Below are 25,056 nucleotides of genomic sequence, written 5' to 3'. Positions count from 1 at the left end.
CTGAGTCAGCGAAGCTTCATCAGCCATCCGGTTCAAGGCTTAGTGAAACTTAAGCGTCAGCCTTGGCTGCGTTTCCCATTGCTTTTTTTAAGCCCCGGTTTTTGTTCAGCTCAATTTTGTAAGCAGAAAGCAGGGTAGACAGATCGTTGACCTTAATCTTGCATTCTCCGTTGGTGTCAATGGAGGCAATAGCATCTTGGTTCAGGCGAGCAAGTGTCTCTCGCATTGCAGGGGTATCAGTCGTTATCGGCATATTATTGATTATCTTATTAATATCGGGCTATTTAAGCAGAAAGGAAGGATGAAGTTTAGTCCTTTGTTTAAGGGCGACCGAGTTTGCGGAATATTTAATCAAAAAGCGGGAAGTTGAGCCCAATCTCTCGTTGAAAGTGATTAGGCTCAGTCTGTATTACTCTTGAACGGGGAAGATAATCTCGTTGATGTTAAACCCTTTTTCCTCTGCAATGGTTAAGAATTCTGCCAGTAGTGCGTCAGAAACGGTGGGCGTGCGAGCTAACAGCCAGAGGTAGTTTGTGTTGTAACCAGACACGAATGCGTAGTCGTAGTCTTCACCCAGTTCGAACACCACGTAGGATGAAAAGAAAGGACCAAAGAAAGAGACTTCCAAATGCGCGGTATCGCGCTCATCCACGAAATACGCTCGCCCTTCTGCGTCAGACCATTCTTGATCTTCTGTGTTAAAACCACGGTTTAACACACGGATACCCCCATCTTCTCGCACTGAGTATTCGGCGGTGACATTGCTTAGACCACGCTCGAAGCTGTGATCGAGACGAGCTACTTCATACCATTTGCCAAGATAGCGTTGTTCGTCGAACCCCGTCACAGGCGTCACGCCGTCGGGAACGGATTGGCAAGCAGTGAGTAGCAGCAATGAAAGTACGGCGAAAAGGGTTCGAATCATCATTTTTCTTCTTGTGTTGTGTGTGAGCATTCAGGTGTTAGCCAATACGGGTTCAATCTAGTACTACGGTAGCGAACATCTTCAGGATCAGTCGGTTAACCCTTCTAGCGCTTCGTAAATGAATGCTGCCAATGCTGCATGGCCTTGCGCATCTATGTGTAAACCGTCTATCGGTGAGGCTTCGCATTCTTGGCCTGCATCTAGGAAATGGCAGCCTTCTTCTTCTGCAACGGTGTGGAAGTAAGACGCTAATTGCAGTGATTTCTCTCTCCCATTGATAAAACCAGACGCCCATTTATTGGCGTCATGCATGGGCGCGGGAGAAACGATGAGGATCTGCGGTGCAGTTTGTCCTGCATTGTCGGTTTCGCGAACCTGACCCACTAACTTTCGAACGCCTTCTGCTATCCATGCTGGCTCTGATGGGTATTGAGATTTGAGATCATTCGTGCCAAGCATGATGACAACCCAATCCAGCGGGCGATGGGTCAGCAAGACCATTGGCAAGGCCGCGCTGCCGTCACGGTGAGGTTTGAGCACGTCATTCCACATGGTGGTGCGTCCGTTAAGGCCTTCTTCAATCAGTGTCCACGCCGTTGGCTTTTGCGATTCGTCATTGAGGTGTTGTTGAAGTCGTGATGTCCAGCGAACGCCATCAGGCCATCGCTCGCCATTGGAAGGGTTGTATCCCCAAGTGTTTGAATCACCGAAGCATAGGATCCGTGGCATAGCGTTTTTTCTCCGTTTAAAAGTACTTGGGTATAAAGCGAAGCATTTAGAATATCGCCCGTTCAAGAGTAAATACCGTCACAAGATAATATTCAACGGATATACCCAAGTAACTGACGGTTATTGTTGAAATAGTGACGCTATCCTTTCTTTTTCATTGACCCGCATCAAGCCAATTTCCTCGCGCTTACTGTCTACTTAGGCTCCCGCAAGCTCTCGCTGAACACGCATCTTGAGATGACTGGTTTTTCGCGCTTCAGGAGAGCAAAAAGATTAGAAAGTGTCGCAAATGAAGAATATCGAGTACGGGCAAACAGCCCATACTCACAAGCAGTTCGAGTACAAATGACCAATAATCATAATAATGCAGTACTGGCAGAATTAACTATGACAGTGTTACCTCCTCCGGGCGCACCGGATATTGAAATCGCGCGAGCAGTAAAACCTTGGCCCATCTTCGAAGTGGCTCAGCGTAAACTTGGCGTCGCTGCACACGCGCTGATTCCTTATGGACATTACAAAGCCAAACTGGATTTGGCGCAGCTTGATACCAGTAAAAAGCAAGGCAAGCTGGTATTAGTGACCGCGATTACACCGACACCTGCTGGTGAAGGAAAAACCACCACCAGTATCGGGTTAACCGACGCATTGAATGCGATTGGCGTGAGCGCCAGTGTTTGCTTGCGTGAACCGTCACTTGGGCCATGTTTTGGCGTGAAAGGCGGCGCGGCAGGTGGTGGGCGTGCACAAGCTATCCCAATGGAAGATTTGAACCTGCACTTCACGGGGGATTTTCATGCCATTACTTCTGCCCATAACTTGCTGGCTGCGCTGATTGACAACCATATTCACTGGGGCAACGCGCTGAATCTGGATTCACGTCGTATTTCGTGGCGTCGTGTCATGGACATGAACGATCGCGCGCTTCGCCATACCTTGGTTGGTTTGGGTGGACCTGCTCATGGTCAGCCACGTGAATCAGGCTTTGATATTACTGTCGCGTCAGAAATCATGGCGATCCTTTGTCTTGCTGATGATCGAAAAGATCTCCAGCGCCGACTCGGAAATATCATCATCGGGCGCAACCGTGACAACAAGACAGTCACGGCACGCGAGCTAGGCGCTGATGGCGCAATGACGGTGCTGCTCAAAGAAGCCATTCAACCGAATTTAATCCAAACTCTGGAGCATAATCCAGCGCTTATTCACGGCGGTCCGTTCGCCAATATTGCTCATGGTTGTAACTCGGTGATGGCGACACGCACCGCGCTCGGTTTAACCGATGTCGTGGTCACAGAAGCCGGCTTTGGTGCGGATCTGGGCGCGGAAAAATTCATCGATATTAAGTGTCGATTGTCAGGTCTAAAACCCGATGCTGCGGTATTGGTGTGTACTGTACGTGCTTTGAAAATGCAGGGTGGTATCGGCAAAGGAGACCTTGATGCGCCAAATGTCGAGGCCGTCACCAAGGGTGCAGAAAACCTCGTTCGTCATATCGAAAACATGCAGCAGTTTGGCTTAAACCCGCTGGTGGCGATTAACCGATTCCCAACAGACACCGACGAAGAACTGACGGTGATTAAAGAAGTCTGTTTAGGATTAGGTGCGAAAGTGGAAGAAGCGCATCACTGGGCGGAAGGCAGTGCGGGTGCCAAAGCCGTCGCAGAAGGCGTTAAAGCGATTTTGGACAGCGGCTCGCCAGAGGTGAAGTTTCTCTACGAAGATGCGATGCCGATTGACGAGAAAATCCGCACCATTGCCACGCGCTTATATGGCGCATCGGATGTGCAATTCAACATTGCCGCGCAAAAACAGTTGGATGAAATTCATCAACAAGGTTTTGGTCATCTGCCTGTATGTATCGCGAAAACGCCTTACAGCTTTACCGCAGATCCTCATATGCTGGGCGCACCGACCGATCATGTTCTGCCTGTGCGTGAATTGCATTTGATGGCAGGGGCTGGGTTTGTGGTGGCCATTTGTGGTGACGTGATGACCATGCCTGGCTTGCCAAAACAACCCGCGGCGCTGAGTATTTCCTTGGATGACAATGGCGAAATTGTGGGTTTGTTCTAGCGCGCCTAACGCCAATACTTAGCCTGTAAGCTGCGACTTGAGTCGCTCACGCTAAAAAGTCACAAATAGCGCCACGTTTCGTGGCGCTTTTTGTTACTTTGAACAGCGGTATTAACGGCGGGCGGGATCTGTCGTAGTCTTGGTTCCACACACGGAGCACAGACACAAAAAAGGACAGAGACATGGCCAAGCAGGACCCTTCATATCACTATCAGCAAAGACAGGTTGAGCTTGATGCACAACGCCAGTTACGTATTGGCGATGGCAAAATCAGCGGCTATTTGTCCTTCATGCTCGGTGCATTGTCATTGCTTGCGGTGCTGGCCTATCTGTTTCCTTCTTATCTCACTACCACCGAACTACGCAAAACCTATGACGCCGAAAGCCTGCAACACATACTGAAATACGGCATGTATTTTTCGTTGTTCTTTGGGGCAATGACGCACCTACTGAAAAAATGCCGCAGGTTGGGTTGTTTGGGAATTTCGTTGACTCTCATTGCGTTCGCATTGGGTGGTTACACCGTGCCTGTTGGCCCCGTTGAACCGAAAGCGTTATCGCTCGGCGTAGATTGGTTAATCCTTGCGTTTTTGGGCTCTGCGGTGGTGTTTGTGACACTGGAAAAGCTGTATCCGAAATATAAAAATCAGGTGATTTTACGCAAAGAGTGGGAGACGGATTTTCTCTATTTCTGCTTCAACCATCTCGCGATTTCCGCCATCTTGATTTATGCCAACTATCATGTGAGCCACTTTAGCTGGGCGGTGAGTGCTTCGTTTCAAGAAACCATCCAATCGTTACCTGTGTTTGTTCAGTTTGTGTTGATTCTGATTGCCGCTGATTTTGTGTTGTATTGGGAGCATCGTCTGTTTCACGAAGTGAAAGTGCTTTGGCCTGTGCATGCTGTGCATCACTCGGTGGAAAATCTCGATTGGTTGGCAGGTTCACGTGGTCATTTTCTGCAGGTGTTTTCAGAGCGCGCCATGGTGATGGTGCCGCTGTATTTGCTTGGCCCATCGGAAGCCGCCTTGAATGCCTACGTTGCATTTGCTGCGCTGCAAGCGGTGTTGATCCACTGTAATACGCGGCTGCATTTTGGCGTGCTGAAATACATATTCGTGACGCCACAGTTTCACCATTGGCACCACAGTTCAGAAAAGCCGGCGATTGATACCAACTACAGTGCGCATTTGGTGGTGTTTGATTGGCTGTTCGGCACCATGCACATGCCGGGTAAACACTGGCCGGCGAATTACGGCACGACCAAGCCATTGCCGAAAAGTATTATGGGACAGATCTTGTATCCCATTACAGCGTGGAAAAAGAACAAATAGTAAGATTCACGTTGATTCACAAAGCGTCAAAAAAAAGCCCAAACTCTGCGTTTGGGCTTTTTGATTTGAGTCTGTGCGAGCCTACCCGCCAGTCGCCAAAGCAACTGACATTACAGCTTACTGTGTGTTGCCAAAATCGCTGCCAACATGTCGTTGCCAAATGCGGCGCTGCGCGCCGGAGACCAACCATAGAGCGCATCAGCGTGGCTGATGTGATCTTTAAATGGCATTTCAACGGTGTAAGCTAAACATTTGAATTGTTCTGCTACCCAGTTTGAACCCACAGTTAGGTTGGCCGTACCCGGTGCACTTTTCGGGTAACCGAATTCGTCTTGGAACTCAGGGGTGATGGTCAGCAGGGCTTGCTTGAAGTGATCTTCGAGCGCCGCCAATTCTTCGTTATAAGAAGGGATGCCTTCACTGCCCGCGACAAAGTTATACGGAATGGCTTCATCACCGTGAATGTCCAAGAACATATCAACCCCCGTTTCTAGCATGCGCTCGCGAACGTAAAACACTTCAGGGCTGCGCTCGACCGACGGTGTTTGCCACTCGCGGTTGAGGTTTACGCCAATCGCGTTGTGACGCAGGTGACCGCGAATGCTGCCATCTGGGTTCATGTTCGGTACCACGCGGATCACGGCATTGTCGATCAGGGTTTTGCCCACGGTGTCGGTTTCATCAAGCAGGCGCAACAGCAGCCCTTCAATGAACCATTCCGCCATGGTTTCGCCAGGGTGCTGACGACCAATAACCCAAATGTTCTTCTTGCCTTCTGCTGGCTCGCCGATGGTCAACAGGCTGATGTCGTTGCCATCAAGCGTGGTACCAAGGGTTTCAAGTTCGCACGCATAGTGAGATTGCGCACTGTGCAGTAAGTCTTGATGACGGTCGTAAGAGTATGGCGCGAAGTAGGCAAAGTACATGGAGCCACTTTCTGGGATAACAGAAAAACGCAGGGTGTCGCCATCAAACTCGGCAGGAATACGGAACCACTCATTGCGGTCATAAGACGCGACAACATCGTAGTCTTTCCACCCTTCTGGGTAAGCCGATTTTGCTAAGTTCAGAATGTTGAAATCATGCTGTTCTTGCGACGTACTTTCTAGTCGAAAGTGGAACCACTGGGATATCTCGGTTTGGTTATCCGCAGGAATGGTGAGCTGAATATCGTTAGGCGTATCGGCTTTAACGATGTGAATATTTCCGCTTTCGAAATTGCTGAATATTTTCATTTTTGAATGTGACGTTTTTGTGTGAACAGTCAGTAAGATTATCACAGTTTTCGGCGTCCTAAACCTGCAATCCACCCCCGATATGCGTGGGGCAATTTCCCCTCTGACGCAAACCCGCAACAAGCTGTCGCAATCGCACCGCCGAGTTTGAAGGTTGTTGGTTAACGTGAAAGTCATAGAAAAGGGAATACTCACAAGGAAGCTTTCATGTCCGACAATAACGCTGCCGCTTTACTTCATCGCGATTCCATCATTATTGATGGCCTCATCATTGCCAAGTGGGACAGGGCGCTGTTTGAAGACATGGCAAAGGGTGGACTCACCGCTGCTAACTGCACCGTGTCGGTGTGGGAAGATTTTCAGGCCACCATCGACAATATCGTCGAATTCAATCAGCTGCTTCGTGACAACAACGACCTTATTCGCCCTGTTCACACCACACAAGATATCTTGCGTGCCAAAGAAGAAGGCAAAACCGGCATCATGCTGGGCTTTCAAAATGTGCATGCATTTGAAGACCAACTGGGCTACATCGAGATTTTCAAAAAGCTGGGCGTTGGCATCGCGCAAATGGCCTACAACACCCAAAACCTCGTTGGCACTGGCTGCTATGAACGTGATGGCGGTTTGTCGGGTTATGGGCGTGAAGTGGTAGCGGAAATGAATCGTGTGGGCGTGATGTGTGACCTTTCCCATGTTGGTCCCAAAACCTCTGAAGAAGTGATTTTGGAATCCAAGAAACCTGTCTGTTATTCCCACTGCTTGCCTTTAGGGCTAAAAGATCACCCGCGCAATAAATCTGACGCTGAACTGAAATTCATTGCTGATCACGGCGGATTTGTTGGCGTCACCATGTTCGCGCCTTTCCTCAAAAACGGCATCAACTCCACCATCGAAGATTATGTCGAGGCGATTGATTACATCGTCAACATTGTGGGGGAAGACAGTGTCGGTATTGGTACGGATTTCACGCAGGGTCACGATCAGGCATTTTTTGAATGGATCACTCATGACAAAGGCTATGCGCGCAGGCTGACGCGCTTTGGCGAGATCATTAACCCCAAAGGTATGCGCACCATCGGGGATTTCCCGAACTTAACCCAAGCGCTGCTTGATAACGGCTGGCCTGCAAGCAAGGTGCAGAAAATCATGGGCGGAAATTGGGTCAATGTATTGAAAGACGTGTGGGGCGAATAGCACCTGCGTGTAAGCGTTCGATTGTTGCTAAGTGATTTGATCGAGATTAATAGTGAAAGCTGAGGAAACATTCATGAGCCAACATCCACCGGAATTACCGATTCAGGTTGACGACGAAACCGGCGTTTGGAGTACAGATGGGTTACCCATGTTGTACGTGCCGCGCCATTTTTTCATCAATAACCATGCTGCGGTAGAAGAAGCGTTAGGTGCGGATGTCTATGCTGATTTGCTCTACAAAGCAGGCTATAAATCGGCCTATTTTTGGTGTGAGCAAGAAGGTGAAACCCACGGCATTTCCGGCGCTGAAGTGTTTGATCATTACATGAAACGCCTTTCTCAACGTGGTTGGGGGCAGTTTTTTATCGAGCACCTTGATGTGTCTCAAGGCACAGCGCGAGTGCGACTCGAAAACTCCGCGTTTGTGTATTACTACGGCAAGGTCAATCGCAAAGTGGATTACATGTTCACGGGGTGGTTTGCAGGCGCGATGGATCAAGTGACGGAAAGTGTCGGATTTCCGCTCAAAACCCACGCTGTTCAACGTCAAAGTGGCTCGGAAGAGGGCTACGAATTTGGGTTGTTTGACGTGAAGCCTGTTTAAGCGTCAAGCGTTGAGAGTTAAGAGCAGGCCCTAGATCCTAGGGAAAGCAAGAGCTTGACGTAGCAAACATGGGCTTTGAATTTTTGCAGGACCCAGGATCTAAAACGAACATAAGGAAATATCATGTCTCAGTTCGATGCCATTTTTCAGCCGCTTGCGATTAACAAGCTGATGATCAGAAACCGCGTGATCAGCACGGCGCATGCCGAGGTATATGCGACCGAAAATGGCATGCCGACTGAGCGCTACATTCAGTATTACGAAGAAAAAGCCAAAGGCGGCATAGGGCTGTGTGTTTGTGGCGGCTCGAGTCCGGTCTCAATCGACAGCCCGCAAGGCTGGTGGAAGTCAGTCAATATGGCCTCCGACGAAGTGATCCCGCACCTACAAAATCTTGCCGATGCCATGCATAAACATGGCGCGCATATCATGATTCAAATTACCCACATGGGGCGTCGTTCTCGTTGGGATGGCGGCAATTGGCCGTCGTTGATGAGCCCAAGTGGCATTCGTGAACCGGTTCACCGCGCCACCTGTAAGACTATCGAACCAGAAGAAATTTGGCGCATCATTGGTGATTTCGCCAAAGCGACCAAACGCGCCCAAGACGGCGGTTTGGATGGCGTTGAACTCTCTTTTGCGCACCAACATCTGGTTGATCAATTTTGGAGTCCGCGCGTTAACCGACGGACCGATGAGTGGGGCGGCAGTTTTGAAAACCGGATGCGTTTTGGCGTGGAAGTACTCAAAGCGGTGCGTGAAGAGGTGGGGCCGGATTTCGCGGTCGGCATTCGTATGACAGGGGATGAGTTCCACCCAGATGGCCTTGATCAAGATGACATGAAAGAGATCGCGGCGTATTACGACAGCCTCGGTCTGATCGACTTTTTCAGCATCGTTGGCTCAGGCTGTGATACGCACAATACGTTAGCGAATGTCATTCCAAATATGACCTATCCGCCAGAGCCGTTTATCCATTTGGCGGCAGGCATTCGCAGCGTGGTCAATGTGCCCGTGATGCATGCGCAAAACATCAAAGATCCCGTGCAAGCGGCGCGCGCATTAGAAAGCGGATTGATTGATTTTGTCGGCATGACCCGCGCTCATATTGCTGACCCGCATCTCATCACCAAAGTGAAGCTGGGACAGACAGACCAAATTCGTCAGTGTGTCGGCGCGAATTACTGCATCGACAGACAGTATCAAGGCATTGACGTGCTTTGCATCCAAAATGCCGCGACGTCTCGCGAACAAACCATGCCGCACATTATCAGCAAAACAGAGGGCCCGATCCGTAAAGTGGTTGTGGTGGGCGGCGGCCCTGCGGGCATGGAAGCGGCAAGGGTATGTGCCGAACGCGGTCATCAAGTCACGCTGTTTGAGAAAAGCCGCGAGCTGGGTGGGCAGATTTCACTCGCATCACAAGCACCACAGCGGGAACAAATCGCGGGGATTACCCGTTGGTTTGATCTCGAACTTCGCCGCCTTGGCGTCAACTTGGTGTTTGAAGTGGCAGCCGATGAAGCCGTGATCATGGCCGAAACACCCGATGTGGTGCTGCTCGCTGTCGGCGGCACGCCCTTCACAAATCAAACCCCTGAATGGGGGGCGGAAGATGGCTTGGTGACCAGTAGTTGGGATATTCTCAGTGGTGCGGTTGCGCCGGGGGAAAACGTGGTGGTATATGACACCATTTGCGAATTCAGTGGCATGTCGGTGGCAGATTTTCTGGCAGCCAAAGGCGCACAAGTTGAGATGGTCACGGACGACATTAAACCGGGTGTCGCGGTGGGGGGAACCAGCTTCCCGACTTATTACCGTAGCCTGTATGCGCGCGACGTAGTGATGTCGTCGGATCTTGTGTTGGAGCAGGTCTACAGAGAAGGCGAGAAGCTGATCGCCCGATTTGAAAATGAATACACGGGTGTGCGCGAAGAGCGCGTGGTGGATCAGGTGGTCATTGAAAACGGCGTAAGACCTGACGAAGCTCTGTATTACGCGTTCAAAGAGGGATCGCGAAATCACGGTCAAGTCGATCTTGAAGCGCTTTATGCTGCCAAACCTCAACCTATGTTCGCCGAACAAGGGGAGGGGTATTTGCTCTATCGACTCGGGGATTGCAACGCCCCACGCAATATTCATGCAGCCATTTATGATGCGCTTCGTCTGTGTAAAGACCTATAGCCATTAGCGAGGGAAGCGATATGTCCACAGCGCTAATTGGTCCTCTTCTTCTCCTTGCGATCTTGCTTGCAGCCATAGGTGCAGCGAGAAGAGTCAAAATGTGGCGTCAGGGTAAGCCTGACCCTAACGCTGTTCCATTCTTTAAAGGCATTGCCGCTATTCTTCCTCGCTACCTGCATGATTTGCATGATGTGGTGGCGCGAGACAAAAAATTTGCCAATACCCATGTCGCCACTGCGGGTGGCTTTGTTGCCTCTGTGCTTGCCATGTTGGTGGTGTATGTTTTTGGCGGCGATTCTTCATTTACCTATGGCTTGTTGGCGGTGACATTCTCGGTCATGAGTATTGGCGCTTATCAGGTGAAAAAACGCCGAGATAACCCGCCTGCAAATTTATCTAAAGGCGTTTGGCATCGTCTTCCCTATAGCTTGTTAGCATTTTCGCTGTCAGGCCTTTGCATCGCACTGATTCAGCTTCTTGGTATCGGTAATGTGCCGATTGTGCTTACCGTTTTGTTGCTCGGTGGCGTGCTGCTCGGTTTAGCAGAACTGATATTTGGCATGACGTGGCGCGGCCCAATGAAACATGCGTTTGCTGGCGCACTCCACTTGGGGTTTCATCGCCGGCAAGGCAGGTTCGGCGGTGGGCGTTCGACGGGCTTAAAACCCATCGATCTCAATGAAAACACGCTAGGCGTGGAAAAGCCGACGGATTTTCATTGGAATCAATTACTCGGTTTTGATGCGTGTGTGCAATGCGGGCGCTGCGAAAAAGTATGTCCAGCATTTGCCGCGGGCCAGCCGCTTAACCCCAAAAAACTGATTCAGGATATGGTGGTCGGCATGGCGGGTGGAGACACCCGCCAATATGCAGGCAGCGCTTATCCTGGAAAAGAAGCAGGTAAATCTGATGAAGCGAGATGCGGTGCGCCGGACAAGCCATTGTTTGAAGGTTTGCTCGATGCCGATACCGTGTGGTCATGCACCACGTGTCGCGCATGTGTGGAAGAGTGTCCGATGATGATTGAGCATGTTGATGCCATTGTTGATATGCGCAGACATCTGACACTGGCGAAAGGGGAAACCGCAGGAAAAGGCGCAGAAACCCTGAATAATTTGATTGCGACGGATAACCCGAATGGCTTGTCACCGCAAAACCGCGCCATTTGGGCAGTTGATCTTAAGCTCGATACCATGGAAAACGTAGGCTCGACGGATGTGTTGCTATGGGCAGGCGATGGCGCGTTTGATTTGGCGTATCAGCGCACATTGCGAGCGCTAGTCGCACTGCTTCGACATGCTAACGTTAGCTTTGCCATTTTGGGCAATGAAGAACTCGACAGTGGCGATTTAGCGCGTCGATTGGGCGATGAAGCCACGTTTCAGCGTTTAGCCAAGGCCAATGTGAAAACCCTGAATAAATACACTTTCCAAACCATTGTGACGCCAGATCCCCACGCGTTTCATGTCCTGAAAAATGAATACGCCGACTTTGGCGGTCACTATTCAGTCATGCACCACACCGAATTTCTCGCCCAATGTGTCGAACGCGAGTCACTGACCTTGAATACGGCCAAAGCGCAAAGCGTCACTTATCACGATCCCTGTTATTTAGGGCGTTACAACGGCGGTTATGATGCCCCGCGATTCTTGTTGGAACGCATGGGGATGACGATCAACGAAATGGAACGCTCAGGTTTTCGCTCTCGCTGTTGTGGCGGTGGAGGGGGCGCGCCCATCACGGATATTCAAGGCGAGCAACGTATCGCGGATATGCGTATGGACGATGCCCGCGAAACGGGGGCCAGCATTGTAGCCGTTGCTTGCCCGCAATGTGCGGTAATGCTAGAAGGCGTGGTGATGCCACGCCCTGCCGTTCAAGATGTGGCTGTCATGCTGCTTGAACGGGTGATTGATACGGGGCAAAGCGCAGGGGGGCGCAATGGATGAGATAATGCGGCGCGATCCGCGAAAAGAGAGAATCCTGCGTGATCGTCTGCACCCCAAGCACGAAGAGCTGACCACGTTTGATGGTCGCTCTGATGGGGGTGTTGAGAGCGGTACGGCTAACATGATGGTGAATGGCATTCGCCGAAAGAATCCGCATGGAGTTGGCTTTACCTCGGCGGATGGCATTAAGCGCATTGATCGTTCTGGTGGCATGTCATCATCGTCTTCAGGCGTTGTGAAAAAATCACAGTCTCAATCTTTGCCGCGTCGACAGATCACCGAGCCAACAGGATACATCGTGGTGGTGTCTGACGCTGACAGCAAAAAGCTCACCACGCTTGATAAAGACATGCTTGGCCTTGCGCACCAACTGGCGACAACCGGCGATCATAAGACCGTCGCGCCAAACACTGCAATTGTGTTTCTCACGTTGTTTAACCGCGATGATGACATGGCGGCTTTCGGCGCGGATCGTGTCATTTCTCTTGGCGACAATACGACATATTCGCCGGATCATTGGTTGGCGGTGCTACATGCATTGCATACCCAACTCGCGCCTCAACATTGGATTTTCGCTGATGAAACATTCATCGGCGGCGACCTCGCAAGAAAGCTGAGTGCGTCGTTGGGCGAGCGTCCCGCCACGCGCGTGAAAGCAGCTTCTCATGGTTCGATTGAATGCGGTAGCGGCGACGAGAAGCAGTCTGTGACCCGAGAGCTGTCGCGCTTCTTGCTGGTGGAAGAGCAAGTGTCCGACCCCATTTCAGGGTTCGTCAGTGAAGCATCGGCTTGTGCTTGTCCAGATGTGGAAAACGGTCAGGCTAAGATTGTCGATCTTGGTCGTGTGGCGGTTGATCCCAAAGATATCCCGTTACCCGAAACCCGATTTATTTTGTCGGGCGGTAATGGCGTGCGTAACTGGGCCTTGTTTCATCAATGTGCCGACGCACTGGGCGCCACCGAAGGGGCAAGCCGCGTTGCCGTCGATAACGGACACATGCCGCGTCCTACTCAGGTGGGCGCATCGGGCACGTATGTCAACGCCAAAGTGTATATTGCAGTCGGCATCTCTGGTGCGATTCAGCATCTTCAAGGCATGACGCATTGCGACAGCGTGATTGCGATTAATACCGATGCGTCTTGCGACATGGTGAAACGCGCCGATCTCAGCATCATCGCCGATAGCGCTGCCGTGATGCAGGCTTTGATTGACGCCACGCAAGGCGAGTTAGGAGAGATTGAAGATGCAAGCTAACAGCAGTGTGATGGTTTTGGTTTCTTGCGGTCAGCATCCTTTGTCTGGTCGAGCGCGTCGGGCGGAAAGTGACGCCAAAGCCTTGGAATTGGCACTGAAGTTAGAAGAGGGCTTAGGAGAAGCACCTGCGGTGATTTTCGCAGGCGATCCGGATTCACTCGCTATTCGAGAATACCTCGGTATGGGCGTGAAGCAGTTGGATGTGCTCAAGGTGTCGCAAGACGCCGATGCGAGCCTCGCCTTGGCAGATCATGTTTCGGCGCGAAAACCTAACATAGTGTTGTGTGGCGCAAGAGCCGAATGGGGCGAATCTTCGGGAATGGTGCCTTATCTGGTTGCTCAATCCCTCAGCGCGACGGTTGTGCCCGACGTGGTGGATGTGCTCACTCAAACAGAAACACACGCCGAGGTGCTGCAAGCCTTGTCAGGTGGCCAGCGTCGTCGTTTACGCATCACATTGCCTGCGGTGCTATTGGCAAGTGGCGCTGCGCCAGAGCCGCGTCAGAGTGCGTTTACCAAGGCACGTGATGGCATCGTAAATGTATTGCAAGTGGCAGCGCACAAAGATGAACTTGCACAGGCTTGGCAATGGCAGGTAGCGAAGAAGAAACCGAAGCGAGTCAAAACAGTGGCAGCATCAGCATCAGGGCGCGATCGCTTTTTGGCGGCGACGGCAGCACCTGTGTCTTCTGGCGGTCAGGTCATGAATAACCCCAGCCCACAAGACGCGGCTGAGGCTATATTGGTGTTGCTTAAAAAAGAAGGCGTGATTTAGGCATCTCTAATTTCAATCAAAATGATAAGAGACGAGGATAAAGCGCTGTGAAAGCTCACTGTCCGCAGTTGGTACTGGTAGCGGATCTAGACACGCGGTTATCGGCACCATCACAGAAATCGTAGTTCAATTTCAAGTAACACTGCTGAGTGCCATCTGCCTTTATGGTGATTGAGCCTGTGTAAACATAAGACAATGGCGTACCGCGAACATCACCATGTTGGCAAGCAGGTTTAATGGTTGAGCTACCATTGACGGTTAGCGTTTTCAGTGTTTTGATTTCTGTTACCCCGACATAGCCTCTAATCCCACCATTGTTTCGGTCATAGTTGGTGGTTGAAAAACTGCCATAGTCAGTGGTCCAACTTACTCGAGTATGACGGGCCGAATCACTGTATAGACCCGCCGCATTAAAATAGACATCGGATTTATTGCAGTCCACACCAAAATAGGACCAAGCGCCATCGCCACTTGCAGCCATTTGCAGTTTGACGCCGGAGCTACACGCGCCTAATGGTTCATCGTTGTCTTTAATCGTGGCCAGTGCAGATGCTTTGTCGCTTTGATCGTCGTTTATCCAAGCGTCGAGAGAAAAAGTTTTATCATCTTCATCAGTGTTGTCATCGATTGTCGATACTACCACTCGAATACTGCTGACACCCGGCGGCACGGTGACCTTGACGCCAGTATCAGTCAGTGTCACGTCGACACTATTTGTCTCATCAAATATTACACTGACATCGCGGCTGTAATCAGTACCCGAGAAGGCCGTGCCATCTTTGAGCGCCAGCGTCACCTCTTTGCTTGCTTTGAGTTCTTTATCAAAATTGACGTTGAAGGTAGCGCTTTGCCCTTCGGTCACTGTGTCGCCAGTGACGCCTGTTACTTCAACAATCGTCTCGCTTGGGAAGACGGTTTCGTCATAACATTTATACGTTTCTTGGGTATTGGTCGCCATCGCACTGATGCGGCTGGGGAACAAACCAACAGAAACCTTTTCACCTGTCTCTGGGTTCAAGCGCCACAGCCCTGTGCTGTTGATGTTGCCCGTGACATTCTGATTTTTGGTGGCAATCAGCAGTTGTCCATTTTGGTCGAGCGTAGCGGCGGTGACGAAATCAATGTAGTGAAAAGAATCAAGCGTTGATGAGGCGTCTGAGGTATCAATGCTGAACGAGCGTGTGTTGGAGACGAGAAGAAGCTTGTTGTCATAGAAGACAAAATCCCCCCAGTTAGTAAACCCACCCGCGACCATATTGGTTTCAAAATTGCCCACGGCGGTTGTTGAGCCATCAACAGGATCAATCGTAAAGACTTTGCGATTATCAGAGGCGAACAAGGTGCCGGTTGCTGGGTTAAAGGCCATGCGGAAAACGTTAGGCACCTCAGCAACAATGGTGTGTTGGTTGGTTTCTGGATCGAAGTAAGCGAGTTGGTTGTTTTTCACACGTGAAGCGTGAAAGTCCAAGTTGGAGAATTCTTTGGCCACCGTTTCGTCATCAAGCCCATCAACATGGTAGTCATCAGGGCGCGGTGTACTGACGTAGTAGATACGGTTGGTGTTTTTGTCATACGCCATGGCAGAGCTGCTGAACAGGGCTCGTGACTCTTTGAGTGCCCTGTCACCATTGTAAACGCCAGTGAGTTGCTTATCTTCTTGTACATCAATCATGAAGCCAACATGACCACGACCTGCGTTCATCGCATAAACATTACCGAAACAATCCGCATATGCTGCAGAAGAGAGACTTGTTGCCATGATCAAACTGGCAATCATCTTTATTTTCATCATATGTCCTTACTTTTTATATTGTTATGTGAGGTTAAACCTCGTTATCAAATGGGAGATTATGTTGAACGTGGCAGGTATGTTGTCTCAGGATTGCTAGCGCTAAAGATATTGTTTATTAGGGTTGGCTAAAAATCTCATGTATTCAATTGGTAGTGATATGAACAATTTAATACTAAATTAGAGTAAGATAATTAATCTTTGTAAGCTTAATAATGCAGAATAATTATCTTTGCATGGCAATGGAGGCAATGTGATAAAAATCGTGATCTACACCAGCAAGAGCTGTGCTCACTGTCAGGCAGCAAAACAGTTCTTTGACAGCAAGAAAATGACCTATCGATTGTGTGATGTTGGTACGCCTCGCGGGCGAAAAGAGCACGCAGCATTAGGTGCGCGTGGCGTTCCCGTGATCAAAATTGGCGATAAAGTGCTGCATGGATTTTCAGTAAAAGCCGTAGAACGAGCATTGAAGTGATTGAAAGAAAATCGTCACTTTACATATGGGAAATCATATATAAAGTGATGCTACAAAATTCATTGCTTATTGATACGGCGAAATCTATGTCACCCGTGACTTTTTACAAATGTTTAGCGGACGAAACGCGCCTGAAAACCTTGTTGTTGCTTCAACAGGAAGGTGAGTTATGTGTCTGTGAACTGATGGCTGCATTAGAAGAAAGCCAGCCTAAAGTGTCTCGCCATTTGGCGCAATTGCGTAAGAGTGGTTTGCTTAATGACCGCCGTCAGGGGCAATGGGTGTTCTATCGCATTCGCAATGAGCTGCCTTCGTGGGCAAAAGATGTGTTAGCGCTAACCATTGAATCAAATCAAATCTTCCTGCAAGACAGCATGGATAAATTGTGCCGAATGGGTGACCGACCTGAACGAGTGTTGAGTTGTTGTTAAACGCATAATTGATGACTGAGTATTTAGAAAAACCTCAGCAAATTCGATGAGGTTTTTGATTTAGATACTTAAGATTTAGCCTAGCAAAAACACACTGCCCAATCCCAAGAAAGCCACAAAGCCTACAATATCGGTGACTGTGGTTAAGATCACTGACCCAGACAGCGCGGGATCGATTTTGAACTTGTCGAGTATTACTGGAATGAAAATCCCCGATATCGCGGCGCAAATAATATTAGCGACAATGGCGATGCCAATGACAACACCAAGCATTGGGCTGTCAAACCAATAACCTGCAACAAGCCCGATCACAATGGCCCATAACACGCCATTTAGTGCACCGACTTTGACTTCTTTTGTCAGTAGCGGTTTAAGGTTGGCTTTTGATATTTGTCCGAGCGCCAAGCCGCGCACAATCAAGGTGAGTGTCTGGCTGCCAGCAATGCCGCCCATGGAGGCAACAACAGGCATCAAGACCGCCAATGCGACCACTTGTTGCAGTGTGGCTTCAAACAAGCCAATAAACCATGACGCGAGAAAGGCCGTCATTAGGTTAATGCCAAGCCAAATTGCACGGTTCTGCGCGCTTTTGCGAACGGAAGCAAAAAGGTCTTCATCTTCATCTAGACCGGCTTTTGCCATCAATTGTGATTCGGCTTTTTCACCTTGTAGCTCGTAAGCCGTGCCCATGTCTAAGCGACCAATCAACAAGCCACTATCCGTGATAACCGGTAGTGATGACTCGCCACTAGCTGCTACCTTGTTTGCAGCGGAATAGATATCTTCTTTGGCGTTGAGTGACGGAAAGTCATCTTCAGAAAACTCTGAAATGCGAAGTGTCGGGTCGGCGCCAAACAAGCGATTGATTCGCACTGTGCCATCCCAATTCCCTCTGCTGTCGACCAAGAAAATAACGTGGCTATGCGGAGGAAGATGGCGACGTAAAAGTCGCATCACCACTTTGATTTTGGTCTTTGCAGGCACAACTAAAGGCTGGTGATCACACCAGTGCCCGACTTCGTCATCCTCAAATTGTTGTGCAGCCGAGTAGCGATTTTGCTGCTCTTCATCCATTCGCCCAAGCACGTTCTCGAGCAAATGGTCTGGAATGCTGTCTTGAAGTTCAAGCAGGGTATCTGCATCTATTCCCGTGAACAGAGAGAGTAATTTCTCTTCATCCTGGTTGTTGAGGATGGATGTACTGGCGTCTGTACGCATCTCGACCAGAACGGGAACTTTCATCGCATCTGAAAGTTGTTCCCATGTGCTCAAGCGCTCGGTAAGCGGAAGTGACTCAAGCAACAATGCAATATCGACAGGGGAGTTGTCTTGCTCCCACTGTTCGATGACAGCGTGTTGCGAGTCAACGTCGCCACTATCTGTGAGAAGCTCACTGACTACGTCCTGAATCGTGTTATTTTCCATGGGTTCTTTAAGTCAGCAGATAAGCGATCTGGCGAGAGTAATGCAAAGGATCTGGATGTAGCAATAAAAAACATTGATGCAATAGAAATTTCATATGTTAAATAAGAACATTATTAGGTGAAGAGTTAGACGCATGGACGATTTTATCATCTCAAGTTGGCGGTTTTCGTCAGGCATAGCTTATGAAAACAAAAAGTTATCAGGGGAGTTGCAGCCTTCTGTATGGTATCACTGTCAACGTGATGCAGACGGATTACGAGGGTGGCTGGAAGACAATGCGATTCCTGAAGCCATTGTTGATTCGCTGTTGGCCGATGATACGCGCCCTCGCTTTGAGCATTTCGACGATGATTGTTTCTTGATGATCTTACGCGGCATTAACTTTAACGAAGGTTCACAGCCAGACGATATGCTGAGCTTGCGTATTCTTTGGTATAAAGGGGCGCTCATTTCAACGCGTAAAGTCCCGTCTCGCTCAGTGTCTGGATTGATTGCTCAGTTAGAAAAAGGGCTGGGCCCAACCTCTTTGTCTGACGTCATTATTGGCATGGTGACGGGCATCAATAAGCACATTTCAAGCTTTTTGGTTCCTGTGGAAACGTTGCTCGATGGCCTAGATTGGGAAGGGGATGAGGACACTCAGGCGCTCAACGCTTTGCACTCGCGTTTGTTAAGGTTGAGACGTTACTTGAAGCCGCAAAAGTATGTGTTTGAAGACCTTATTGAGATACAGCCTAAAGCACTCGTGGATGCGCAAAACCATCTCAAAAATAGTCTCGATACCACAATGAGAATCAATGAGTCGATTGAGTTTTATATTGATCAAATCAACGTATTCTTGGCGAATTTAAGCCAGCGACAAGCAGAGAAAATGAATCGAAATACCTATTTATTCTCGATTATCGCAGGGATATTCTTACCTGCGGGTTTCTTTACGGGTTTGCTTGGTGTCAACATTGGTGGGATTCCGGGAACGGAAAATCCGATAGCGTTTACCTTATTCTGTATCGGACTGGTTGCAGTGGTGGCCATTGAAGTGATTGTTTTGAAGAGGTTAAGATTTATTTAATGATTGAGTTATTACTATCGAATGTGTTGTTGAAGCAATTCGGTCTCGGCCTACTATTAATTGTTGCTTTTTTGGTGTTTAAACGTGTCGGTCGAAAGTGGATAGAAACACTGGCTCAAAACAAGCGCGTGAACCTGAAACGCACTCAGTTTGTGATCAAATCATTCAATGCGGCATCGTTCTTGCTGTTCGTTGCCATCTTCACTATTGTTCTCGATTTGGGATTTGGTGATATCTCGTTATTTTTGTCCTCGATCTTCGCGGTGCTTGGTGTTGCGCTGTTTGCCCAATGGTCAATACTGAGTAACCTGACAGCCAGTGTGTTGATATTTTTTGTGTTCCCTTATCGCATTGGTGACAAAGTCAAAGTGTCGGACAAAGATGATGACATTAGTGGTGTCATCATTGATATCACGATGTTTCACGTGATTCTTCGTCATGCGAGCGGCAACATAATCACGTACCCCAATAACCTTATCCTGCAAAAAGGGGTGACGAAAATCGTCGCAGAAGAACCAGTGAAAGCCGCCGAGGTTTTACTTGACGGCAGTTGATACGACACATTCGGAAACGGATGCTTGGTTTCGTCGAGCATAGGTTCATAGGTTCATAGGTTAGGGCAGTGAGCAGGCTTTCGCTGCCCTTTTCTATTGACCTTTATTTTAAACATTGATTTGCAACGAGCGCCACGCGCTATTTTCACCTCCCGAGTTTCCACAAAACCTTTCATGGCATCTAGCCTGATTTTCACCTCTTAAGCTTTCCTTAAGTTTCGAACGATAGGCTCACGCTTGGTCTCACACTGCGGTGTGTGGAGCGCTGTTCGATGAAAAAACGGTGTGTTCATTCGCTAATAGATCGATGTATTACATTTGTTACATAGACTAGCGTCGTCATGGTCAAACATGAGTACTGACAACTTAGTGATGGAAAGGAAAATCCCCTACATGAAATCCCCAGCGACAGGGTTGATGCGAATTATCTATGCGACGCGATTTTCGATGTTTGGTCTTCGGTCAGCATGGAAGCACGAAGCGGCTTTTCGGCAAGAAATAGCACTGGTCGTGCCGCTTGTCATCCTCACATTTTGGTTACCCGTAGAGAAAATTGAACAAATCCTTCTTATTGGTTCGTTGATGCTGGTGATTATAACAGAGCTTTTGAATTCAGCGGTTGAAGTGGTTGTCGACAGGGTCGGGGATGAGTGGAATGAGCTCAGTGGCAGAGCCAAAGACATCGCGTCGGCGGCTGTGTTTGTCTCATTAGCCTTTGCCCTTTTTACGTGGGTTTGGATATTAATTTAGCCCAAGTACCTCCCGTTTAGTTTTATAAAACGCTTTTAGCCATCACATGGAGTGACTGTGTTGAAAAATATAAAATCAGTGTTGGGCCCGTTATACCCGATTGTTTGCGCCTGCCTGGTCTTGATCTTGATCTTTACTGTGTCCCGATTAAGTCTCGCCATTTGGCATATCGACCGCGTGAATGACGCCCATGGCTGGAGCTCAATATTTCTCGGTGGGTTACGTATAGATATCGCATCAATCTGTTATCTCTTCATACTGCCCGCGTTGCTTGCTTCTCTTTTGTCCGGAGACCATGTTATTGGGCGAATTTGGCACTGGATTTTGCGCGTATGGATCACCCTAGGCTTATGGTTTGTGGTCTATATGGAAGTGGCGACGCCGCCTTTCATCATAGAGTACGACCTTCGGCCTAATCGTTTGTTTGTTGAATACCTTGTCTATCCAAAAGAGGTGTTTGGCATGCTTTGGAGTGGCTATAAACTCGAATTGTTTGTCGGGCTTGTTGTATCGCTGCTGACCTTGGCGCTGGGATGGACATGGAGCAAATCTCTGGTCTCAGGTTTGCGCTACCCCAAATGGTATTGGCGCCCATTGATTGCTGTCTTGGTTGTTGCTATCGGCGTGATGGGAGCGCGTTCTTCGCTAGGTCATCGCCCACTTAATCCTGCGATGGTGTTCTTCTCTAGTGACCCTTTGGTCAACGATATAACGTTGAATTCTTCATACTCGGTATTGTTTGCTGCCAAGCAAATGGGCTCAGAAGCGAGTGCGTTTGATTTCTATCCGAAGATGGATAGCGCTGACATCATTTCTGAAGTCAGACGGTCGATGAATGTGCCTGAGTCAGCGTTTATATCAGACAAGGTTCCATCGCTTGCCGATCATGAATCGACCTATCAAGGTAAGCCTAAAAACATTGTGATCTTATTGCTAGAAAGCCATGGTGCGCGCTATGTCAAAAGCCTTGGTGGGATAGATGCGTCCCCCAATTTAGACGCGTTGATTGACGAAGGGTGGGCATTTACACGCATGTACGCAACCGGTACGCGCTCAGTGCGAGGTATTGAAGCGGTCACAACCGGCTTTTCACCGACACCTGCTCGTTCGGTGGTGAAGCTGGGTAAGAGTCAGACCAACTTTTTTTCGATTGCAGATCTGCTGAAAGCAAATCAATACCACACCCAGTTTATTTATGGCGGCGAGAGCCATTTTGACAACATGAAGAGCTTCTTTTTGGGCAACGGTTTTGTTGATATGCAGGATTTCCCTACCTTTAGCTCTCCCACGTTTGTCGGTTCTTGGGGGGCATCAGATCAAGATTTGTATAATAAAGCCGATCAACAGTTCAGCCAGTTGGAAAAAGAAGGTAAGCCTTTCTTTAGTTTGGTATTCAGTTCCTCCAATCACAGTCCTTTTGAATACCCTGATAACGTCATTGAACCCTATAACAAGCCCAAGAAAACCGTTGAAAATGCGGTGAAGTATGCTGATTTTGCATTGGGTGAATTTATCGATAAAGCGAAAAAATCAAATTACTGGAATGATACTGTGTTCGTCGTTGTCGCGGATCATGATGCGCGCACGTATGGCAATTTACCGGTTCCGATTGGGCATTTTAGGATCCCAACGGTGATTTTGGGTGGTGGTATTGAGCCACATTTGGATACTCGCTTAGTGAGCCAGATTGATCTTCCCCCGACGCTGCTTTCGTTGGCGGGGATCAGTAGCGATAACCCGATGATCGGCCACGATCTAACGAAAGAGGTGCCCGCTGAAAAACAACGTGCATTGATGCAGCGTGACAAGAATTTTGCGTGGATGACGGAAGACAATAAAGTGGTCGTGATCCAGCCGGGACTCGGGATCTCAACCTATCAATACGATCCGGTTGCGGATACCTTGCAGGAGCAAGATATCGAACAAGGTATTGTGAATTGTGCTCACGCTAATGCGATGTGGGGGAGTTTGGCGTTTCGAGAAAACTACTATTCTGCCAGTAATAGCGACGCCGCCAGCCAGCAAAATCGTGCTGGTAAGCAATAGAGTATCGCTTTCGTACACATCTATTGATATCAGAAATGGATAACAAAAAGCCGCAACGTTTTGCGGCTTTTTGTTGTGTCGATTAGCGTGCTTTTCACCCGTAAAAGTCAGACTTATTGGAAGCCAAACTTACCGTTGTCGTTTTTCCAGTCGCTGCGTGGCGGAATGTTTTCAATCACATCCCAATGTTCCACGATTTTACCGTTGTCTAAGCGGAACAGGTCATAGAATGCTACATCTTGATTAAGGAAAGTCCCTTCGCTGATGGCCAGCACAAAGTTACCTTCACCAAGGATTTTATGGTTGGTGGTGTACACCATTGGTATACCTTGCTCGGCGAGGGCACCAAGAGCTGTACCAAGTGCTTCTAGACCGTCACCTACAGCGCTGTTGTGCTGTATATACGCATCTTCACCATGGTCGATGAATTCGTTCATTCGGGCCATATTGCCTTCCATCAAAATGGTTTTCACAAAGTCTGCGACAATCGCTTTGTTCGTATCTGTTTTGTCGAGGTCCGTGACTTGCGTAGGGCCATCTAATTGCGTGCGTCCACTTGGATTAGCAGGAGCAATGGCTTGCAGGTTATCCCAATGTTCGACGATTTGACCGTTTTCGAAGCGGAATACATCAAAGCCAACTTTTGGGCCAAAGAAATCATATTCTGTGTGTGTGACGGTAAAGTCGCCATCTTGAAATGCGCGCTTAACGTCAGCTTTAGCGCTCCCCTCTGGCAACATCGCCATTAACTCACCAAACCCGTCAAGACCATCGGCAGCCGCTAAATTGTGCTGGATGTACTTATCTGAATTGATGTATGCAATTGGGCCATGGTCACCCGTTTCGATGCTACTGATGAGTGCGACGGCTTTGTCTTTATTGCTCAATGTGTCAGTAGAAGACTGGGCAGAACAAGCGGTTACGCCTAGAATGCTGGCAGCAATGACAGAGCGGCTAACTGAATTCGATAATGTTTTCATGGTGGAGTCCCTGTGATTTCGACGATGTGTTTGTCGTGAATTACGTTTCATGTTGGGGACTATGTTAGGTGAGAGCACCAAGCGGTGGCAGAGTCAAAAAGGGCGTTAAAATGGTGAATGTCGAACCTTTAGTGATATTCACCGGAACGGATAGGCTGGATATATTACGTGGGTTTTATAGCACCGGTGTGGTGTGAATTTTCTGGAATTGACTCGGCGTGAGTCCCGTTTCCTTTTTGAAATATTTGAGGAAGTTGCTGGCATCGTCAAAACCGAAGTCGTAGGTGAGTTGCTGCGAGGTGACATTGCTAACCACCAAGCGTCGTTTGATTTCAATGATGGTAAAGGCATCAATCATTTGCTTGGCTGTCATATTGGTTGCGATTTTGCAGATTTGGTTGAGGGTTTTATACGTTATCGCTAACTGTTGTGCATACCAATTGGCATCTCGTACACGTTGGAAGTTGCTTTGAAGTAATTCGAACAAACGAGCAAATTTTTGGCTTTGCGTTTGAGAAAGTGCTGCCAGATTTTCTTTTGGCTGCAGTCGACGATGAAGCAAGGCAAGCGAGCAAAATAGATACATCACGATTAATGGGTCTCGATGTTCCAGGCCAATCTCCGTGGTCATTTCTTCTATCAGCGTTTTAGTGCGGCGGTTGTTTTGGTCGTCCAACGTCAATATGGGTGACTGAAGATGATTTAGGTGGGTAGGCGTGTAATTAGGTAAGCGCATGTTGGTATGCACATTGTCGAGAAACGCTTGAGTGAAAATCAGCACTTTGCCTTTGGGCATATTAGAAAAATCAAACGCGTGGACTTGTTCTCGTTGCACGAAAATCACAGAGCCTGCTTGATAGGCGTACTCTTTGAAATCTACCCAATGCTTGCCTTCGCCGTGCTCAATATATATCAACAAAAAGAAATTTACGCGGTGTGGCAACTGAGGCGCATGGTCTGTGTGCTGAGCCTGTTCAAGCGCACTGAGTTCGATAATTTCCAACTCTGCCTGATTGGTTTTATGATGATTAAAACCGATATTCGGGATGTGCATATTGAATGTTAGCTCCGTCTAAAACTCTTAGTATTGTAGCGGAATGTTAGGCGTATCTGCTATTTGCGCGCTACCGTGGATACCGATCCGATAGAGGCAGAGAATAGGGAAAGACGTGCTTCGATGGTGTGATGGGGTATGAGATTCGCGTTGATAAAGCCAGTATGTAGATAAAACCGCATGCCCTTGATGAGTAAGCATACGGTTGATAAACAAC

Annotated in this window: 22 protein-coding genes; 14 read left to right on the top strand and 8 right to left on the bottom strand. The window is 48.8% G+C overall.

Annotated features, from left to right (window positions below; translation table 11 throughout):
* Nucleotides 1-49 precede the first annotated feature (49 nt).
* The 3 genes from ACED36_RS03630 to ACED36_RS03620 form a co-directional block, all read right to left on the bottom strand.
* Entirely contained in the window at nt 50-253 is a 204-nt protein-coding gene (locus ACED36_RS03630) for a hypothetical protein (protein ID WP_371732822.1), read from the bottom strand.
* Nucleotides 254-409: 156 nt separating this feature from the next.
* Entirely contained in the window at nt 410-928 is a 519-nt protein-coding gene (locus tag ACED36_RS03625) for a lipocalin family protein (RefSeq protein WP_017003818.1), read from the bottom strand.
* An 84-nt stretch (nt 929-1,012) separates the two neighbouring features.
* Nucleotides 1,013-1,654, bottom strand: coding sequence for an SGNH/GDSL hydrolase family protein (locus ACED36_RS03620; RefSeq protein WP_017006571.1), 642 nt, complete (start codon nt 1,652-1,654; stop codon nt 1,013-1,015).
* Nucleotides 1,655-1,999: 345 nt separating this feature from the next.
* On the opposite strand from ACED36_RS03620, the gene ACED36_RS03615 reads away from it, so the two are divergent.
* Both ACED36_RS03615 and ACED36_RS03610 read left to right on the top strand, forming a co-directional pair.
* Nucleotides 2,000-3,730: a formate--tetrahydrofolate ligase gene (locus ACED36_RS03615; protein ID WP_371732821.1), complete on the top strand. Its 1,731-nt coding sequence runs from the start codon at nt 2,000-2,002 to the stop codon at nt 3,728-3,730.
* Nucleotides 3,731-3,912: 182 nt separating this feature from the next.
* Complete coding sequence (locus tag ACED36_RS03610; protein ID WP_371732820.1) at nt 3,913-5,064, top strand: sterol desaturase family protein; 1,152 nt, start codon at nt 3,913-3,915, stop codon at nt 5,062-5,064.
* 110 nt (nt 5,065-5,174) lie between these two features.
* Here the strand turns inward: ACED36_RS03610 and ACED36_RS03605 are convergent, their stop codons facing one another.
* Nucleotides 5,175-6,299, bottom strand: coding sequence for a M14-type cytosolic carboxypeptidase (locus ACED36_RS03605; RefSeq protein ID WP_371732819.1), 1,125 nt, complete (start codon nt 6,297-6,299; stop codon nt 5,175-5,177).
* Between the two features lie 207 nt (nt 6,300-6,506).
* Here ACED36_RS03605 and ACED36_RS03600 point away from each other — a divergent pair, with 207 nt between their 5' ends.
* The 6 genes from ACED36_RS03600 to ACED36_RS03575 all read left to right on the top strand — a co-directional run bounded on the left by ACED36_RS03600 (nt 6,507) and on the right by ACED36_RS03575 (nt 14,263).
* Nucleotides 6,507-7,496, top strand: coding sequence for a dipeptidase (locus ACED36_RS03600; protein WP_016959198.1), 990 nt, complete (start codon nt 6,507-6,509; stop codon nt 7,494-7,496).
* 73 nt (nt 7,497-7,569) lie between these two features.
* The gene (locus tag ACED36_RS03595; protein WP_016959199.1) at nt 7,570-8,100 is read left to right on the top strand and encodes a DUF5943 domain-containing protein; all 531 of its coding nucleotides are present in this window, start codon (nt 7,570-7,572) and stop codon (nt 8,098-8,100) included.
* 123 nt (nt 8,101-8,223) lie between these two features.
* Nucleotides 8,224-10,284: an NAD(P)-binding protein gene (locus tag ACED36_RS03590; RefSeq protein WP_371732818.1), complete on the top strand. Its 2,061-nt coding sequence runs from the start codon at nt 8,224-8,226 to the stop codon at nt 10,282-10,284.
* A gap of 20 nt (nt 10,285-10,304) precedes the next feature.
* Nucleotides 10,305-12,233 carry a DUF3483 domain-containing protein gene (locus ACED36_RS03585; protein ID WP_371732817.1) on the top strand — a complete coding sequence of 643 codons (1,929 nt, stop codon included), beginning with the start codon at nt 10,305-10,307 and terminating at the stop codon, nt 12,231-12,233.
* Nucleotides 12,226-13,488: an electron transfer flavoprotein subunit alpha/FixB family protein gene (locus ACED36_RS03580; RefSeq protein WP_371732816.1), complete on the top strand. Its 1,263-nt coding sequence runs from the start codon at nt 12,226-12,228 to the stop codon at nt 13,486-13,488. Before ACED36_RS03585 ends, ACED36_RS03580 begins: the two co-directional genes overlap by 8 nt.
* Nucleotides 13,478-14,263 carry an electron transfer flavoprotein subunit beta gene (locus tag ACED36_RS03575; RefSeq protein ID WP_371732815.1) on the top strand — a complete coding sequence of 262 codons (786 nt, stop codon included), beginning with the start codon at nt 13,478-13,480 and terminating at the stop codon, nt 14,261-14,263. The genes ACED36_RS03580 and ACED36_RS03575 overlap by 11 nt, the downstream gene beginning before the upstream one ends.
* 55 nt (nt 14,264-14,318) lie before the next feature.
* Here ACED36_RS03575 and ACED36_RS03570 read toward each other — a convergent pair whose 3' ends face one another.
* The gene (locus ACED36_RS03570; RefSeq protein WP_371732814.1) at nt 14,319-16,052 is read right to left on the bottom strand and encodes a hypothetical protein; all 1,734 of its coding nucleotides are present in this window, start codon (nt 16,050-16,052) and stop codon (nt 14,319-14,321) included.
* A 253-nt stretch (nt 16,053-16,305) separates the two neighbouring features.
* Here ACED36_RS03570 and ACED36_RS03565 point away from each other — a divergent pair, with 253 nt between their 5' ends.
* Together ACED36_RS03565 and ACED36_RS03560 are read left to right on the top strand one after the other, a co-directional pair.
* Nucleotides 16,306-16,530 carry a glutaredoxin family protein gene (locus ACED36_RS03565; protein WP_016958274.1) on the top strand — a complete coding sequence of 75 codons (225 nt, stop codon included), beginning with the start codon at nt 16,306-16,308 and terminating at the stop codon, nt 16,528-16,530.
* Nucleotides 16,531-16,616: 86 nt separating this feature from the next.
* A complete protein-coding gene (locus tag ACED36_RS03560) occupies nt 16,617-16,961 on the top strand; it encodes a metalloregulator ArsR/SmtB family transcription factor (protein WP_029486153.1) in 345 nt (114 codons plus the stop codon).
* A gap of 75 nt (nt 16,962-17,036) precedes the next feature.
* On the opposite strand, the gene ACED36_RS03555 is transcribed toward ACED36_RS03560, so the two are convergent.
* Nucleotides 17,037-18,386 (bottom strand): magnesium transporter, encoded by a 1,350-nt coding sequence (locus ACED36_RS03555; protein ID WP_371732813.1) that lies wholly within the window; start codon nt 18,384-18,386, stop codon nt 17,037-17,039.
* A gap of 133 nt (nt 18,387-18,519) precedes the next feature.
* Here ACED36_RS03555 and ACED36_RS03550 point away from each other — a divergent pair, with 133 nt between their 5' ends.
* The 4 genes from ACED36_RS03550 (at nt 18,520) to ACED36_RS03535 (ending at nt 22,805) form a co-directional block, all read left to right on the top strand.
* Entirely contained in the window at nt 18,520-19,455 is a 936-nt protein-coding gene (locus tag ACED36_RS03550; RefSeq protein WP_017003803.1) for a CorA family divalent cation transporter, read from the top strand.
* Nucleotides 19,455-20,009 carry a mechanosensitive ion channel domain-containing protein gene (locus tag ACED36_RS03545; RefSeq protein ID WP_371732812.1) on the top strand — a complete coding sequence of 185 codons (555 nt, stop codon included), beginning with the start codon at nt 19,455-19,457 and terminating at the stop codon, nt 20,007-20,009. Before ACED36_RS03550 ends, ACED36_RS03545 begins: the two co-directional genes overlap by 1 nt.
* Nucleotides 20,010-20,402: 393 nt before the next feature.
* A complete protein-coding gene (locus ACED36_RS03540) occupies nt 20,403-20,759 on the top strand; it encodes a diacylglycerol kinase (RefSeq protein ID WP_371732841.1) in 357 nt (118 codons plus the stop codon).
* Nucleotides 20,760-20,816: 57 nt separating this feature from the next.
* The gene (locus ACED36_RS03535) at nt 20,817-22,805 is read left to right on the top strand and encodes an LTA synthase family protein (RefSeq protein ID WP_371732811.1); all 1,989 of its coding nucleotides are present in this window, start codon (nt 20,817-20,819) and stop codon (nt 22,803-22,805) included.
* A gap of 113 nt (nt 22,806-22,918) precedes the next feature.
* Here the strand turns inward: ACED36_RS03535 and ACED36_RS03530 are convergent, their stop codons facing one another.
* Together ACED36_RS03530 and ACED36_RS03525 are read right to left on the bottom strand one after the other, a co-directional pair.
* Nucleotides 22,919-23,785 (bottom strand): hypothetical protein, encoded by an 867-nt coding sequence (locus ACED36_RS03530; protein WP_371732810.1) that lies wholly within the window; start codon nt 23,783-23,785, stop codon nt 22,919-22,921.
* A gap of 175 nt (nt 23,786-23,960) precedes the next feature.
* Nucleotides 23,961-24,839: a helix-turn-helix transcriptional regulator gene (locus ACED36_RS03525; RefSeq protein ID WP_371732809.1), complete on the bottom strand. Its 879-nt coding sequence runs from the start codon at nt 24,837-24,839 to the stop codon at nt 23,961-23,963.
* Nucleotides 24,840-25,056 lie beyond the last annotated feature (217 nt).

This window comes from Enterovibrio sp. FF113, assembly GCF_041439165.1.
GTDB lineage: Bacteria > Pseudomonadota > Gammaproteobacteria > Enterobacterales > Vibrionaceae > Enterovibrio > Enterovibrio norvegicus_A.
The sequence above is the reverse complement of the archived record's forward strand: the minus strand, read 5'-3'. Positions and strand labels throughout refer to the sequence as shown.